At 37.5% G+C, this 16,078-nt stretch carries 14 protein-coding genes; 10 read left to right on the top strand and 4 right to left on the bottom strand.

Annotated elements, in window-relative coordinates; all coding sequences use genetic code 11:
• Positions 1–10 precede the first annotated feature (10 nt).
• From NIZ91_10215 to NIZ91_10180, 8 genes are all read left to right on the top strand, one after another.
• Positions 11–1,375 (top strand): 3' terminal RNA ribose 2'-O-methyltransferase Hen1, encoded by a 1,365-nt coding sequence (locus NIZ91_10215; GenBank protein USY56995.1) that lies wholly within the window; start codon positions 11–13, stop codon positions 1,373–1,375.
• Positions 1,376–1,413: 38 nt separating this feature from the next.
• Complete coding sequence (locus tag NIZ91_10210) at positions 1,414–3,975, top strand: polynucleotide kinase-phosphatase (GenBank protein USY57143.1); 2,562 nt, start codon at positions 1,414–1,416, stop codon at positions 3,973–3,975.
• Positions 3,976–4,046: 71 nt separating this feature from the next.
• Positions 4,047–4,586 carry a GNAT family N-acetyltransferase gene (locus NIZ91_10205; GenBank protein USY56994.1) on the top strand — a complete coding sequence of 180 codons (540 nt, stop codon included), beginning with the start codon at positions 4,047–4,049 and terminating at the stop codon, positions 4,584–4,586.
• A gap of 34 nt (positions 4,587–4,620) precedes the next feature.
• Positions 4,621–5,673, top strand: coding sequence for a P1 family peptidase (locus NIZ91_10200; GenBank protein USY56993.1), 1,053 nt, complete (start codon positions 4,621–4,623; stop codon positions 5,671–5,673).
• 19 nt (positions 5,674–5,692) lie between these two features.
• Positions 5,693–5,911 carry a hypothetical protein gene (locus NIZ91_10195; protein USY56992.1) on the top strand — a complete coding sequence of 73 codons (219 nt, stop codon included), beginning with the start codon at positions 5,693–5,695 and terminating at the stop codon, positions 5,909–5,911.
• Positions 5,908–6,399, top strand: a complete 492-nt coding sequence (locus tag NIZ91_10190; GenBank protein ID USY56991.1) for an ATP-binding protein — start codon at positions 5,908–5,910, stop codon at positions 6,397–6,399. The genes NIZ91_10195 and NIZ91_10190 overlap by 4 nt, the downstream gene beginning before the upstream one ends.
• Positions 6,400–7,403: 1,004 nt before the next feature.
• Positions 7,404–8,102, top strand: coding sequence for a hypothetical protein (locus NIZ91_10185; protein ID USY56990.1), 699 nt, complete (start codon positions 7,404–7,406; stop codon positions 8,100–8,102).
• Between the two features lie 156 nt (positions 8,103–8,258).
• Positions 8,259–9,842 carry an acyl--CoA ligase gene (locus tag NIZ91_10180; protein ID USY56989.1) on the top strand — a complete coding sequence of 528 codons (1,584 nt, stop codon included), beginning with the start codon at positions 8,259–8,261 and terminating at the stop codon, positions 9,840–9,842.
• Positions 9,843–9,896: 54 nt separating this feature from the next.
• Here the strand turns inward: NIZ91_10180 and NIZ91_10175 are convergent, their stop codons facing one another.
• Positions 9,897–10,859 carry a VanW family protein gene (locus NIZ91_10175; GenBank protein USY56988.1) on the bottom strand — a complete coding sequence of 321 codons (963 nt, stop codon included), beginning with the start codon at positions 10,857–10,859 and terminating at the stop codon, positions 9,897–9,899.
• 389 nt (positions 10,860–11,248) lie between these two features.
• On the opposite strand from NIZ91_10175, the gene NIZ91_10170 reads away from it, so the two are divergent.
• Complete coding sequence (locus NIZ91_10170) at positions 11,249–11,704, top strand: MarR family transcriptional regulator (GenBank protein ID USY56987.1); 456 nt, start codon at positions 11,249–11,251, stop codon at positions 11,702–11,704.
• 41 nt (positions 11,705–11,745) lie between these two features.
• Here the strand turns inward: NIZ91_10170 and NIZ91_10165 are convergent, their stop codons facing one another.
• On the bottom strand, positions 11,746–13,257 hold the full coding sequence (locus NIZ91_10165; protein ID USY56986.1) for an acyl--CoA ligase: 1,512 nt from the start codon (positions 13,255–13,257) through the stop codon (positions 11,746–11,748).
• Positions 13,258–13,673: 416 nt separating this feature from the next.
• On the opposite strand from NIZ91_10165, the gene NIZ91_10160 reads away from it, so the two are divergent.
• Positions 13,674–14,318, top strand: coding sequence for an SDR family oxidoreductase (locus NIZ91_10160; GenBank protein USY56985.1), 645 nt, complete (start codon positions 13,674–13,676; stop codon positions 14,316–14,318).
• Between the two features lie 26 nt (positions 14,319–14,344).
• On the opposite strand, the gene NIZ91_10155 is transcribed toward NIZ91_10160, so the two are convergent.
• Together NIZ91_10155 and NIZ91_10150 are read right to left on the bottom strand one after the other, a co-directional pair.
• Positions 14,345–14,962, bottom strand: a complete 618-nt coding sequence (locus NIZ91_10155) for a CoA pyrophosphatase (protein ID USY56984.1) — start codon at positions 14,960–14,962, stop codon at positions 14,345–14,347.
• Between the two features lie 50 nt (positions 14,963–15,012).
• Positions 15,013–15,849 (bottom strand): cobalamin-binding protein, encoded by an 837-nt coding sequence (locus NIZ91_10150; protein ID USY56983.1) that lies wholly within the window; start codon positions 15,847–15,849, stop codon positions 15,013–15,015.
• Between the last annotated feature and the right edge of the window lie 229 nt (positions 15,850–16,078).

Genomic DNA, 16,078 nt, shown 5'->3' with positions numbered 1-16,078 from the left:
AGGTGAACGTATGCAGCTCAGTATGAAAGTAAAAGGAGAAGGTGCAGAAAACGTATCGCGGTTAATTGCAAAGAATCCTTCCAATCCTTATGAACGAAAAGAAAAAGGACAGAATGTAAGGTTAGCTTTCACGACCTTTAAATCTGACGAAGCGGAATTTATTATATACGTTGATGTGGATCCTATTGAACTTGTAAAAAGCGGGTCCAATCACTTTGATATTACGCACTATATCAACGACCGTGAATTTGCGGTCAGCAGCTTGTTTTGTTCCTACATACGCAAAGCGCTCGGAACAGCTTTAAATGGCAAGCCCAAAGAAGAATATAGCGAATGGGTACATCATGCTTTTAATCTTGAAGTTAGCTTTGGTCCTATTGCCTCACATTTAGCTGATAAGCGAATCCAGGAGCTCTTCGAACCCATGGGCTATGCTGTTGAAATAGAGCGAGGAAACATTGATTATACGTTTGATTTAAAAACACGAAGCACTGCTCGTTACGTAACCTTAAAAGGAGAAGTCACAGTCCAACAAGCGCTTCAGCATCTATTTATTTTAATCCCAGTCCTAGATAACTTTAAGCACTACTTTTTGGATGAACGAGAAATTGAAAAAATAGAGCGCTACGGCGAAGGTTGGCTAGATTCTCATCCCTTAAAAAGTTATATCTATGAGCAGTCGCTTCGCTTTAAAGACCTTGTTCAACAAGCGAACGTAGCAACTAATACGGAAAAGAAAACGAACGCTCACACAGCGAAAGATAAAATCCCACTCAATGAACTGCGCTATCAGGCAATTCTTAAAAAAGTACAGTCACTTCCTGCTAAAGGAAAAGTTGTAGACTTTGGTTCAGGTGAAGGAAAGCTAGCTACTCGTTTAGGATTTATTCCAACCATAGGTGAAATTTTAGCAGTAGAGCCTTCGCAATCTGCACAGCTAAAAGCATTAGCGCGATTTGAAAAAGCTGCTGCCAAACCAAACTTCATTCAGCCTCGTTCTGTTTGGGGATCGTTATTTTATTATGATTCACAGCTTCAAGGCGCCGACATCATCATTTTGTGTGAAGTGATTGAGCATATCAATGAAGAACGACTGCCTGCCATTATGAAGACAATCTTTGCTCTTTATCAACCAAAATCACTAATTGTGACAACGCCAAACCAAGAATACAATGCCGTTTATCAGATGAATGAAGCCATGAGACACGCGGATCATCGTTTTGAATGGAGTAGACAAGAGTTTGTAAGTTGGTGTGAGGCTTGGACGCATGATTTTCCTTACTCCATAACCATTGAGGGCATTGGAGAAGAAAGCGACGAGTATGGAGCACCAACACAAATGTGTACGTTTGAACGAAAAGAGGGAGACAATTGAAGAGATTATTTTTACCTCCTGCAGGGATTGTACTTTTAATGGGACCCTCAAATAGCGGTAAAACAACGCTGTTAGAGGCATGGATTAAAAAAGGCTATATAAAACCTTCTGAAACAGTGAGCTCAGACCAGTTCCGCTTGTTAGTAGGAGATACGGATTTTATTGAATGGACAAGCCATCCAAAAGATGAAGCAGACATATTGTTCCAAGAATACCAAACCATTTCCCAAAAAGCATTTGAAACAATGGATTATATCATTGAAACGAGGGCGAAACTGGGGAAATTAACGATCGTCGACGCAACGCATCTCTATGAAGACGACCGTAAAAGATATATTGACTTAGCGAAAAGAAATCATATACCGTGCATTGCATGTTTACTTGATATCTCAATGGAAACGTTGCTTGAACGTGATGAAACCAGAGAATTCCCACGTGGCAAAAAGCGAGTTAAACAGCAAGCGCAGATATTTGCTAAGAGCAAGCGGTCTATTAAACGCGAAGGATTTCGTCAACAGTACGTATTCACAGAAGAAGAGATCAATAAATTAGAAGTCGTTCGCACCAAAAATAAGCTTGAACTTGAGGTTGGAACGGGAATAGACGTAATTGGTGATGTTCACGCGTGCTATGAAGAGCTTATTGAACTGCTGAAGCGTCTTGGCTATGAACCAAATGAAGAAGGTCTGTACACACATCCAAGCGGACGGAAATTTCTATCAGTTGGAGACGTAATGAGCAGAGGTCCTCGTTCGCTTGAAACTATGCTGTTCTTCAAGAGTCACGTAGACGCTAACCTTGCGTATATGATTGACAGCAATCATGGTTGGAAAATTGCAAGGTGGCTAGGTGGCAGAAACGTCACGCTGTCCCACGGAGATGAAAAGGTAGCCGATGAGTTTACTCGCTATGAGGAAGAACACGGAACTGAACAAGCGGAAGAATTAAAGCGTGAGCTAAAAGACTTTTTGCTAGAAGCGCCGTCTCATTATATTCTGACAAAAAATAATGTACGGGTAGCTGTAGTAACGCATGCAGGCATAAGAGATGATTATATCGGAAAGCAGTCCTATCACATATCAGACTTTTGTCGATACGGAGATTCAGAAGGATTTGACGATGCCGGAAAGCCTATACGCAAAGATTGGTATACAAATCACCATACAAAAGAACTCATCATTTGGGGACATGACTGTAAAGTTCATCCTCTTGTTGTAAACAATACGGTTAACATTGATCAAGGGGCTGTATTTGGCGGTTCACTGACCGCTTTTCAGTATCCCGAAAAACAGTTTGTTTCTGTAAAAGCAAAAGAAAACTACTCTGGAACAGAGGACAATCCTCTTACACAGTGGCAGAAGAAAAGGTTAGATCCACCAAATATCGCACGTTTTATTAATGGCTATTCGGTACTCACTGACACATATGGAGATATTAAAATTCTTGAAGGAACGACCAAATCAGCAATTGACTCTGTTTCTCACTTCACGATTCCAATTGAAGAGCTTGTTTATATTCCGCCAACCATGAGCCCGACGCCGAAGCCTTCAGCGCTTGAAGAATATCTTGAGCATCCAAAAGAAGCATTTGATTACTATCAGTCAAATGGTATTCAAACAATGGTTGTTGAGAAGAAACATATGGGTAGCCGCGGCGTACTGCTATTATTTAAAGATAAGAAAGCTGCTGTTCATTACGTTGGTAGAGAAACGCTAGGAACTATATATACGCGTACAGGACGCTCCTTTTTTGCAAAAGACGTAGAGAAACAGATTTTATCAACTTTAAACGAAGACTTAACGCGTGCTAATTATTTCTCTAAATACAACACAGACTTTGTGCTGCTTGATGCTGAAATTTTGCCATGGAACTTAAAAGCAAAAGAATTGATTAGCTCTCAGTATGCGCACGTAGCAGAAGTTGCCCTGTTAGACCGACAGAAGCTAAAAGAAAAGCTAGAAAAAGCAATCACACAGAACCAAAACGTTGACTCGTGGCTATCTGAAGTCAATCTAAAGCTTAAAAATGCTGAGATTTTCAACGAAGTCTTCCAAAAGTACTGTTGGAATATTGACGGAGTAGAGGACATTCAAATTGCACCGTTTCACGTCTTAGCCCACAGCAACGAAACGTTTTTTCAAAAAACGCATATGTGGCATATGGAAAGAAACGCTGAGTTTATCTCGCTATCGGATTTATTTATTAAAACAGACTTTATGGTCGTGCATGACGAGAATTCCATGAACAAAGCGATTGAATGGTGGAACTCTCTTACGGAAGAAGGGCACGAAGGCTTTGTTGTGAAGCCGGAAACGTTTATCGCAAGAAATGAGAAAGGAAAGCTTCTACAGCCTGCGATTAAAGTGAGAGGGCGTAAATATCTTCATATCATTTACGGAATGGATTATTTATTACCTGAGAATCTTCAACGCTTAAAACAGCGGAACACTGGTAAAAAGCAAAAGCATGCGCTACTAGAGTTTGCTTTAGGTATCGAAGGAATTACGCGCTTTGTAAACAAAGATTCAATCGAGCGAATTCATGAATGTGCCCTTGGAACGCTTGCTCTTGAAATGGATCCTGTGGACCCTAGACTGTAAGAAAAAAGAAAAGGAAGTCATCTTTTTGGCTTTCTTTTTCTATACATAGATGAATTGAAAGGAAGAGCTTTATGATTACAAGTGAAGATTTAACAATTCGAGCATTTACATTTCATGATGCAGAAGCTATGCTTGCTCTGCAAATAAAAAACCGCTTATTTTTTGAAGAGTTTGCGCTTACTCGTCAGGATGATTTTTATACAGTAGCTGGTCAGATTGAAAAAATAAAAGATGCTGCGTTAAAAGCTCAGGAAGACAAAGAGTATTACTTTGGTATTTTCGAAAACCATGAAGAAAAGCTAATAGGAACCATTAGCCTTTTTAACATCGTGCGAGGAGCATCACAAAGCGCCATTATCGGCTACTTTTTAGATAAAGACTACAACGGTAAAGGTTATATGACTCAAGCAACAAAGCTATTTGTTACCTATGCATTTACTAAATTAAATTTACATCGCATTCAAGCCGAAGTTCAGCCTCATAACGTTGGGTCGATACGCGTCTTGGAAAAAGCAGGATTTCATCAAGAAGGCCTTGCAACGAAAAATCTTAAAATCAGGGGAGAATGGAAGGACCATCAGGTGTTAGCGATTATTAATCCGGCTGATTGATGAAAACAAGCAAGAAGCAGAGGTGGGAGAGGACTTGAAGCAAAAAAGACTACGTAATTACGGGGTAACGATTGGAAAATTAGAAACCGGCTCATATAACGCAATTACGGACGTTAAAGGCGTTACGGTTGGGCATGTGACTATTAGCGAAGGTGAACAGCAAACAGGAGTAACAGCAATCTTACCTCACCAAGGGAACATTTTCCGCGAAAAGCTCATTGCATCAAGTCACGTCATAAACGGATTCGGAAAAACAATCGGAACTATTCAAATAAATGAGTTAGGAACGTTAGAATCTCCAATCATTTTAACGAACACGCTAAGCATCGGGACAGCAGCCGATGCCATCATTGATTACATGTTAGAACATAACGAAGAAATTGGACGAACAATCGGAACGGTAAATCCTGTCGTGTGTGAATGCAATGATATGATTTTAAACGATATTCGTTCAAAGACAGTGACGAAAAAACATGTACTCAAAGCTTTAGAGACCACTTCAGAAACAGTCGAAGAAGGCTCTGTCGGTGCAGGTAGGGGTATGGTTTGCTATTCGTTAAAAGGAGGAATCGGAACGTCATCTAGACAAATCCAATTAACTCATGGCCTATATACAATCGGTGTCCTTACCTTAACTAATTTTGGTTCATTACCTGATTTAACGATAAACGGACAGCCAGTTGGCTCACAGCTTTATAACTCGATGCATTCTTTAGAAGAAATACCAGACAAAGGCTCTGTAATCGTTATTCTTGCTACTGATTTACCCGTGACAGAAAGACAGCTCAATCGCATTTTAAAACGAACGGTAACGGGCTTATCACGTACAGGATCTATTATTACAACAGGAAGCGGGGAAGTCGTCATTGGGTTTTCAACAGCAAATAAAATTCCTCATGATAAAACGTCTTCCTGCCTTTCAATTTCAGCTATTCATGAAGAAGATATCGATTTAGCATTTCGAGCCGCTGGTGAAGCCACTGAGGAAGCGGTCTTAAACTCACTTATTACAGCAACTCATGTTGTTGGCAGAAGCGGCAATGAACGACCGGCATTAAAAAATCTATTAGAGATTTACGGAATTTAGTTAGACTGAAAACCAAGACGTGTGTACAGTTGTTTATAGAATAGAAAGGAAAACAAATAAAGGTTCAGCTAACAAAGAGCAAGCAACACCCTTAAAAGCATCAGACAAGCATTTAAAAGAGCCTGAGGGACAACTGTTAGAAGGTGTATTAGTTGTTAAGAACGGGAATTTTGTATTAGCTCAGTTTGATATGAAAACAAAGGAAGAAAATAAAGTAGGTTTGGGGGATAAACTATGAAAAATCTGGGAGATCTGTACTTTTTCTGCGGAAAGATGGGAGCAGGAAAATCAACTAAATCAAAGCAATTGGCTGCGGAAAAACATGCGGTGCTGTTATCCGAGGATGAATGGCTTTCAGTTTTATACCCGAATGAAATCGCATCATTTGATGACTATCTAAAATTCTCCGCACAGCTCAAACCGTTAGTGAAAAAGCATGTCCAAAATATACTACGTGTTGGTACAGATGTAGTGTTGGATTTTCCAGGAAACACTCAAAAACAGCGAAAATGGCTTTTAAGTATCGCGTCAGAAGTCAACGCAAATCATCAGCTAATTTTCCTCAACTTAAATAACGAGCAATGTTTACGTCAAATCGCACAAAGACGTAACGAACAACCTGAAAGAGCAACTTTCGATACTATAGAGACATTTATTCACGTTACTAAGTTCTTTGAAGCGCCAAATGTATCTGAGGGTCTACATATTTTAGAGTTTAACGAATAGCTCAATCAAACCGTCACCAGAAACCACAGGTGGCGGTTATTCATATGTAATGAAGGGGGAAGATGTTTATATTTTTTTATTTTTCTAGTTTACATAATATACATTATAGGAAGTTATAAAAATAATAGATTTTCTGTCTCAATTAATAAGTAAACTTTAGATAATGAGACAGAAAAGAAATTTATTAGGTTACGTATTGAAATTTCACTATAGATCTTAATGCATGATTAAATTAAAAAGCTTATGGTTAAACGTCGGTCATTTAAGCTAAGCTTCATTTGCTTTTGTAGACTGAAGCCATATAACATGCAGCATCTCATATAGAAAAATAAATATACTGTGATTGACGTTTATTTAAATGTTATTTCGTAGACTCTATAAGCATCATTTTCTTAATTAGTTTACATAATGTTTCCTTTAAACGTAAATTTTAAGTTTAGAGCGTTATTATCCCTATATTGGATTAATATTCATTTTAATTTGTTTAACACCCGTATTTATTGTAACTATATCCATTAAAAATTATTTTTATACAATTAAACCCTCTGATTTTTCCTTATTTCTAACCTCTAACCTTGCTGTTATCACATTTTTAGTTGTAGTTTTATATGCATTGAGGTATAATGAATAACAAATAGAGATCGGCATATGTTGGGTGTAAAATCATCCGATTTTAAAGGAGCGATACTTGTGAATATTACAATTTATTATGGTAACCACGAAGATAAAACAATTCACACAATGGATTGTCATGTAGATATTGATGTAGACGACGAAGATTTAGTTTCTTTAACAGATGTACGCTAAATCTATATAAAAATAAATGTTCAAAACACAAATCGACTGATTTGTGTTTTTTTATGTTTACTCTCCCCCGCTTTCTTTGTAAGACATAGCTACTTTTTTATTTTTATCTGCTTGTCCTCTTTACTTTTCGCTCTTTTTTTCGTATGATTTAATAAGAACATACGTTCGATTTATTGATTGCAAGGAGTGTTTGTTAGATGAGCAACAGAAAAAGAAAAAAGCCGCTTCCCCCTACCCTTTCTAATACTGGTTTTATCGGAGCAACATTCGCAGATACAAATGAGCTGCTTGCAAATGAATATCACTTTTCACGTAAACAAATGAAGATCACTCACCACGTATTGGATGCACTCTTACAAGGTGTGACGCAGCTGTTCCAACAGCATAATGTTGAAGCCGCTCTATCGTGTGTTTATTTACCAAAGTATAAAAAGATTGGTCTTGTTTTATCTAAGCAACCGTTTGGGCGTCGCGAAGGTATTGGCTACTTTATTAATTACTTGAAAGAAGTTGGTCATATTGATTGGGATGAGAAAACAAAGGATTATGAAATACATAACACGAGTTTTATAGGCGTTGTGTTTGCGGATTTAGAAAAAATTTCAAAGTTTACCTTTGAATTCGAACTTCAGCTTCTAGCTAAATTTGTAAAAGAACTAATTATCCCTGCTAAGGAGCTCTTTTTACAGCACCATATAAGAGCTTATATCTCAGGGGTTGAAAATGATGAGCAGCATAAATTAGGCTTTGTACTTTCTATTAAACCTTACGACGAACGTAAAGAAGCAGATTTGTATTTTGTTGAATACTTGAAAGAACGCGGTCTTTATGAAGCGGATGAATCTGAGGAAGAATTAATTCCCATACATACGAAGTGGAGTCTATTCTCCAAATAAAAATTCCCATTTCTCACAGTTGAGAGTGGGAATTTTTATATTTTTTTGGTTACTATAAACAAATTAGTAGTAACTACTAATAGTTAGTATTATAATAGAAGCTATAATGATGGAATGTCATTATAGACATTTTTTTATAGAAAAGGAGTCGTGGCGATGATTCGTTTAGAAGAACTAATTCCAAAAGAACGCTATAATTTAACGGAGGAATTCGAAAAACACGCATCTGACCACCTTGCGATTAAATGGCAAGATGCTGATGGTCATCGAGAGGAAATTACATATAACAATCTATTAAAACGAGCAAATAAAGCCGCAAATTCATTAACAAAACTCGGTTTAACAAAAGGCGATCACGTCTTAGTCATCATGCCCCGCTTAATTGATTCATATGTCATGTACTTAGCATGTTTAAAAGCAGGTATTGTCATTATTCCTTCTTCAGAAATGCTTCGAGCAAAAGATATCCAATATCGTTTACACCATGCCCAAGCAAAAGCGATTATTTCATATTCTCCATTTTGTCAAGAAGTAGACGAAGTAACAGACTTACCTTCTTCTCTACAGCATAAAATTGTTCTGGGAGATGCAGTAACCTCTTGGACATCTCTAGAGCCTCTTATGGACTCAGCAAGCGATCAGTTTGAAGCCGCTGATACTAATAAAGATGATACGGCATTTTTACCTTACACATCAGGTACAACTGGCAATCCAAAAGGCGTCGTTCATACGCATGGCTGGGCATATGCTCACCTACGCTTAGCAGCACGCGAATGGCTAGATATAAAAAAAGGTGATATCGTTTGGGCAACTGCAGGCCCAGGCTGGCAGAAATGGGTTTGGAGTCCGTTTTTATCTGTTTTAGGTCAAGGGGCAACAGGAATTGTGTATAACGGCCGTTTCGAACCTGAGAAGTACTTATCGATTTTACAAGATGAACAAGTGAATGTGCTATGCTGTACACCGACCGAATACCGATTCATGGCAAAATCAGCAAGCTTAGATTCCTTTGATTTATCGCATATTCATAGCGCAGTATCAGCTGGTGAGCCGCTAAATGAAGAAGTCATGAACGTATTTAAACACCACTTTGATATTCAAGTCCGTGATGGTTATGGCCAAACAGAAAATACGCTTTTAATTGGAACATTAAAAAATGTAGATATTAAGGTTGGTTCAATGGGTAAACCGATGCTTGAAGAATTTATTGAGATTATTGATGAAGACGGTCATCCATGCGCTCCTGGTGAAATTGGAGATATTGCGGTTCGTAAAGACCTCCCTTCACTTTTTAAACATTACTATAAAGACGAAGAACGTACAAAAAAAGCATTTCGTGGTAATTATTATCTAACGGGTGATCGTGCTTCTAAAGACGAAGATAACTACTATTGGTTCCAAGGCCGCAGCGATGATATTATTATTAGCTCTGGCTATACAATTGGACCTTTTGAAGTTGAAGATGCCTTGATTAAGCACTCCGCTGTGAAGGAATGCGCTGTAGTTGCAAGCCCGGATCCAGATCGTGGTAACGTAGTTAAAGCCTTTGTTGTATTAACTGACCCTACGTTAACTGCTGATGAATTATTAATTAAAGATTTACAAAATCATGTTAAGCACCTAACAGCACCTTATAAATATCCTCGACTAATTGAATTTGTATCTGACTTACCAAAAACAAATTCAGGTAAAATTCGTCGCGTTGAGCTGCGTGCTCGTGAGCAGCAAGTTACGCAATAAGCAACAAAAAAACCGAAGCAAATAGTGGCTTCGGTTTTTTTGTGTTTAGTTTACTTACAGGTAGCGCTGTGCAGTACGAACTTCAACTGTCAAAGTTCCTCCAGCAACGTTTGTATACGTCTTAATGATGATTGGATACGATTTATTGTTCATAAACTTAAAATCTGGTCCATTCCACGAAACAGTAGCATCTCTTCCTTTAGGAACGTATCCTACGTCTTTTGAATGATGAGAACGCGCAACGATTTGTACGCCAGCTTTATCTACAGCATTAAACAGCGTGGAAGATGTTTGACAGATACCTCCACCAATTCCCATCACTAATTCTTTGTTGATAATCTCAGGAGCTTGCTGATAGCCACGTTCTACGGTACGAGGCCCTACTACACTGTTATACGAAAAGTAATCACCAGGTCCTAAAATAGTATTATTAATTGCTTCAGCAGAGAGCTGAATATTTCGGTTTCTCCCCGTATCGCTAGGACGAAACTTCGTTGTGAAAGAAGCAATTGGCACTTCACTCACTCCTGCTGCTGCCTGCACGGAAACATTTGGTGGTGTCTCGTAAATAGGAACCGTGATTTCCAATTGGTTTGTGTTTAAATTTTGTAGACTCGCTACAAGTTCCTCTTCTTTTAAAACAATTCGATTTGAGCCTCCGATTAATGCTCCATTTCCATCTAACTTCATGCTTTGCATTGGTGTATCGATTCCTTTTGCTAACTCGGAAGCAAGTGCTTTTATCTCTTTATTGTATACTTCCTTATCCGCAAAGTTAACGGGTTTAAATTCTCGCATTAATGCACCAGTACGAGAATCCTTTAATTGGTACGTTAAGTCTTCTACTTTAATAACCGGCTCTTTCTTTTCTTTTTTCTCTACGGCTTTTTGTTCTTTTTCTTTTTCTGCTGCCGTAGCTGCCGCTTGTTGTGCAGAATGGTCCATATACATATCAAATGCAATATAACCGCTGACCAACGTGGCACTTGCTAAAAGTGCTGCTATAACCTTTTTCATGTAATTGTGATCCCCCCATATTTCGGTTTTACCTCAATATGTCTTTCTTTTAAAAATATGTATGTTTCACTATATTATATAAAAATATAGAAATATTCGTCTATCAAAAATAAATATTTTTAAGAAGAAAAGGAAAGACTGAGAAAAACCAGAATCATTTACACACCCCTTTTTTGAAACGAAACATCTGTCTGAAAGCGCTATTGATACTATCATAATAGCACGAAACAAATAATAATTTAACGAATTTTGGAAATTAACTTCAACTTTTTTTCTGTTTCAACTTCATGAAACTGTCACAAATAGAGACGGTCTTTCATTTATACAAAAGCTTTACGCATGTTATAATAATTAGTACAAACGTATGAATCTAGAGGAGGCTCCACAGATTGACGCAGTATAACAAAGAAAATGTGAAAGAACAGTTAGAAAGCATTGATCAAATTAAAGAGGCGCTAGTGAAGTATCGAAACACCGTAATCGGTGAAAAGTATGATTTACTTCCCTACCACCTTACACCTACAAAAGAGACAATCTTAAAAACTGTTTATGATAAAGAAAGTTGTATTGTTAGCGATATCACAAAAGTACTTGGTTTATCTCCCGGTGCTATTACTATTGTGTTAAATCAACTGGAAGATGAACAGCTGGTAACACGTATTTATAAAAAGAAGAATCGCCGCAGCGTTTGGATCGAGCTAACTGAAAAAGGAAAAAACGTTGTAGAAACGTTACAGAAAACGCGTACTGATTTTTGGGTTAACATTTTATCTAATCTGACAGATGAAGAGCGTTCACAATACATTCATATTATGCAGAAACTTTCAAAAACATTAAGCGAATAAACAAAAAAAGCGGTATAATCACCGCTTTTTTTGTTTATTTTTTAAGCATGAGCTAAAGCTAGCTCTTTTACTTTTTTCTTCATGATTTTTCCTACGCTGTTTTTAGGAAGAGAAGGTACAAATACGATCTCAGGAACTTTATAGGCTGTTAATCGTTCTTTGCAGTACTCTTTAACCTCAGTTTCTGTTATACCACATTCTTCTCTTACGACTGTATAGGCGTAAGGAACTTCTCCATATAAGGTATCGGGCATACCAACTAAAGCCGTTTCCAATACGTCATCAATGCCTAAAATCACATCTTCTACTTGGTCTGGATAAATATTGTCTCCGCCATATACAATTACGTCTTTGTAGCGACCGTCAATGTATAAGAATCCATCTTCATCTAGTTTTCCTGCATCCCCCATAGCTAACCATCCGTCATGTAAAACGGCTTGTGTTGCCGCTTCATTTCCCCAGTATCCCTTAAAGATATACGGGCTTTTCACAAGAACTTCACCAATTTCTCCTGTTGCAACTGCCTCTCTTGTTTCAGGGTTAACTACTTTTACTTCAACACCTGAAATTGGTTTTCCAACAGAGTTTACTTTATCCCATCCCATTTGAGGCGCCCATGCGCTGATCACCCAAGCTTCTGTACTACCGTAACCTTGTGCTACCGTAACACCATGCTTTTCTAAATTACGAATAAGTGATTCAGGTACTTTTGTTCCACCTGATAAAGCTAGCTTCCACGGTAAGTTTTCACGAGGATTTTGCTCGAGCTCTTCTAATAAATACGTAAGAGCCGGTGGCAAAGCTAATAAGAGCGTAATATCCTCTTTTTCAATAACGTCTAAAATACGTGCCGGCTCGGTTTCTTCTGAACAAACCATTGTCACGCCGCTTTTAATGCAGTGAAACATGGAGTTCATTGAACTCATATGGAAAAATGGATGCACAAACAAATAGTGCATTTCAACATGAATTAAATCCTCTGTTCTTCCGCTTTCTAAGTATTTTCGAACGCCACCATGTGAAATCATGCAGCCTTTTGCGTTTCCTGTTGTACCTGACGTAAACATCATTAAAGCCGTATCTTCTTCAGTTACTTCATAGTTAATAAAAGGTTCTTTTGCTGAAAATTTATTGAATTGTTCATTAAACTTAGGTTCGCGCTCTAGCGTTACCGTAAAGTCCAGTTGATCAATTGCTTTAGCTCCTTCCACAACTGTTGAAAACTCTTGATGATGTAGAAGTGCTTTTAACTTTCCACTTTCAATAATGTGGTCTAATTCATAAGATGTCATATTTTCACTAAGCGGGCTGACAACAGCTCCAATTTTCACAATTGCCATCATAACAGTTGGATAAGCAGCGGTTGTACGAGCTAAAATCCCGACGCGATCTCCTTTTGTTACACCTTGACTTACTAAAAAGTTTGCAATTCGATTAATTTGATTAGAAAACATTTCATACGTATAGCGTTGTTCACCTTCTACTAATGCTTCTTTATGTGGTGATAACATCGCTCTCTCTGCAACTAGATGTTGAATCGTATTTGATTTCATCTTTATCTCTCCTTTACGTTTTCAACATAACCATTGAAAAAATGAATTAAAATAGTTTAATGACTAAAATATTAGTGACCCAAAGAATAATATCAAAAAAACATTAATTAGTAAAATTTCAATAGTCCTATATACTCTATTCTTATAGTTTAAAGACAAAAAAGGCACATTTTAGACCCTGAAACTTGGTATATCAAGAATGTAAGTGCTTTTAATAAAATTCCAATAAATACTAAAAATAGTTATAAAGATTTGATTTTTTTCCAATTGTTAGGAATTTTATTGGGTTGAAAATGGTTTTATTTTCTTATTTATGAATTTTATTTTATTTTTCTTTTAAATGTGTTTAAAGCATAACTTTTGAGTGCATAAGAATTCTATGAAACAATAAAGAAAGAATAGAAAGGAGAATGTACATGAAAGTTCTAGTTATTGGAGCAAATGGACAAATCGGTCAAAAGGTTGTAAATCTATTGCAAACTCATGGACAACACACTGTACGTGCTATGGTCCGCAAGGAAGAACAGCTCGAGAAACTAAAAAGTAAGAAGATTGAGGCGGTCTATGCTAGCCTTGAAGGAACGGTAAAAGAATTAGAAGCAGCCATGAAAGGCTGCGATGCGGTCATCTTCACTGCTGGTTCAGGAGGTAGCACGGGATCTGACAAAACGTTGCTAATTGATTTAGATGGAGCAGCCAAATCGATTGAGGCGGCTGAAAATGTAGGAGTTAATCGTTTTATTATGGTAAGTGCCCTACAAGCTCATCATCGTGAAAACTGGAATGAAGATTTAAAGCCTTATTACGTAGCAAAACACTATGCTGACAAAATTCTAGAAGCAAGTAGTTTAGACTATACAATTATTCGACCAGGCGGATTAACGAACGACGCTGGTACGAATAAAGTAGAAGTTGCCACAAACTTAACGCGCGGCACCATTCCTCGTGAAGACGTAGCCAAAGTTGTGATTTCTAGCCTTACAGAAGAAGGAACCTACAAAAAAGCGTTTGACTTATTAGCAGGCGATAAAAGTATTGAGCAAGCTCTAAAAACATTATAAAAACAGGCGGTTGTGACCGCCTGTTTTTATTTGTTCAATAGCTGAATGAAGTGATGCAAAATCTTAGCAGTTAGCCCCCAAATGACACGATCTTTATAATAATAAAAATGCTCTTCCACCTTACGTGTTTGCCAATTATAATCTTCTCCTCCAATGATATCATCAAATGGGAAGGTTGAGTCAGGCTCTACTTTAAAATGAATATGATGAACTTTAGGTGGATTTTCTTTAAAGAACGAAAGAGGTACGGTAAACACTTCCGCTACCTCAGAAGGATTTGGACGTAGTGGCAAATCATTTTTTAAAACCCCTATATACGGATAAATAATAGTTCCAAACTGTGACACGATATAATCTAACGGCTGAACATTTTCAACCGCTTTATTTTCAATACCTAGTTCTTCTGTCGTTTCTCTTACTGCTGCATCTTTAGGTGTTAAATCGCTTTGCTCAATCTTACCTCCTGGAAAACAAATCTCACCAGGTTGTCTACGTAAATGGTGCGCTCTTACTTCAAATAACACATGAAGCTCATCTTGTTTTTGAATAAGCGGAACCAAAACGGCAAACTGTAAAAATTCATCCGTGCCCAAAATATTTGGTTTTCGGTTAGTTAATGTTTCAAGAATTTCATTTAGCTTCAATGTACCACTTCCTTTTCTCTCTTTTTAGTAGTAACAGCATAGTTTGTTGATTAAGGCTTGTCAACATTTACACTCTTTACAACTGATAGTAGCACATCTTCATCTGCATCCTCTTTAAAAGTAGCAGGGTGAAGCAGCTTAGCTAACTTTTTAAGACCAACTAATAAGCGTGGAGACGGCCGGCAAAATAACGCCTCCTCTAAAATATGTATATCCGTTTCCGACAATCTTAATTCTTTCCAACCAGAACGTTTTTGAATTACTTTTTTATTGACGTTCTTTTCCGTTACTCCAACCCAGGCAAGGCATATCGCTTGAGGTTTTCTCTTTTTGACGACATCCCATGTTGTTTGAACGCTGGCTTCATTGTGATCTTCAAACAGATTTTTGGCTCCAGCAAGTGCACTAATTTCAGTTAGCCAGTTTGAGCCACCTGGCGTAAACAAAGGTTTTGGCCACCATTCCCAATAAATGCTGGGCTTGTATGCGATACGATCGGATATTTCTTTATAGTACGTTATTTCTTCATCAAACCGTTTCACTACTTTTTCTGCATAATTGCCCACCCCAATTAAATTCCCTACAGTTAGAAGGTCTTTTCGAATATCATTTAAGGATTGAGGATTGAGGGTAATAAAGGAAAGGTTTCGCTTCTTTAATTCATTAATGTTGCGCTCCATTCCAGGAACACTTAGAGAAGCTAAGATTAAATCGGGCTTTAACTCTTCAACAAGATCCATGTTAATAGACAAATCAGGACCCAACCTCGGTAATTTTTGAACATTGTTAGGCCAATCTGAATAATCATCAACTCCTACAAGTAGATGTTCGCATTGCAAATAACCAATAAGTTCGGTATTGCTTGGGCATAGAGATACAATTCGCATTTAAACGCCTCCTTATTAAAGTTCTTTATCTTTACAATACTAGAATTCTAGAAAAAAAGACAGCAGACATTTCGCTAGTTATTTCTCGAGAGAATTTTTGTAAAAAAGGTAATTTTTCATCGTTTTTTCACTTTTCTCTTATATAGTAAAGACAGTACTTTTTTTATAGATATGCCCCTTTTCACTCGTCTCTTGTAGACGAGCTTTTTTTGTTTTCTATCACTTTAAA

Source organism: Bacillus sp. 1780r2a1 (genome assembly GCA_024134725.1).
Classification (GTDB): domain Bacteria; phylum Bacillota; class Bacilli; order Bacillales; family Bacillaceae_H; genus Priestia; species Priestia aryabhattai_A.
The sequence above is the reverse complement of the archived record's forward strand: the minus strand, read 5'-3'. Positions and strand labels throughout refer to the sequence as shown.

What these genes read in the sequence shown, in the direction of transcription:
- NIZ91_10175 (USY56988.1), bottom strand. Translation starts at nt 10,859, where the DNA reads ATGAAAAAGGTTATAGCAGCACTTTTAGCAAGTGCCACGTTGGTCAGC.
- NIZ91_10160 (USY56985.1), top strand. Translation starts at nt 13,674, where the DNA reads ATGAAAGTTCTAGTTATTGGAGCAAATGGACAAATCGGTCAAAAGGTT.
- NIZ91_10150 (USY56983.1), bottom strand. Translation starts at nt 15,849, where the DNA reads ATGCGAATTGTATCTCTATGCCCAAGCAATACCGAACTTATTGGTTAT.
- NIZ91_10165 (USY56986.1), bottom strand. Translation starts at nt 13,257, where the DNA reads ATGAAATCAAATACGATTCAACATCTAGTTGCAGAGAGAGCGATGTTA.
- NIZ91_10180 (USY56989.1), top strand. Translation starts at nt 8,259, where the DNA reads ATGATTCGTTTAGAAGAACTAATTCCAAAAGAACGCTATAATTTAACG.
- NIZ91_10205 (USY56994.1), top strand. Translation starts at nt 4,047, where the DNA reads ATGATTACAAGTGAAGATTTAACAATTCGAGCATTTACATTTCATGAT.
- NIZ91_10215 (USY56995.1), top strand. Translation starts at nt 11, where the DNA reads ATGCAGCTCAGTATGAAAGTAAAAGGAGAAGGTGCAGAAAACGTATCG.
- NIZ91_10210 (USY57143.1), top strand. Translation starts at nt 1,414, where the DNA reads ATGGGACCCTCAAATAGCGGTAAAACAACGCTGTTAGAGGCATGGATT.
- NIZ91_10190 (USY56991.1), top strand. Translation starts at nt 5,908, where the DNA reads ATGAAAAATCTGGGAGATCTGTACTTTTTCTGCGGAAAGATGGGAGCA.
- NIZ91_10185 (USY56990.1), top strand. Translation starts at nt 7,404, where the DNA reads ATGAGCAACAGAAAAAGAAAAAAGCCGCTTCCCCCTACCCTTTCTAAT.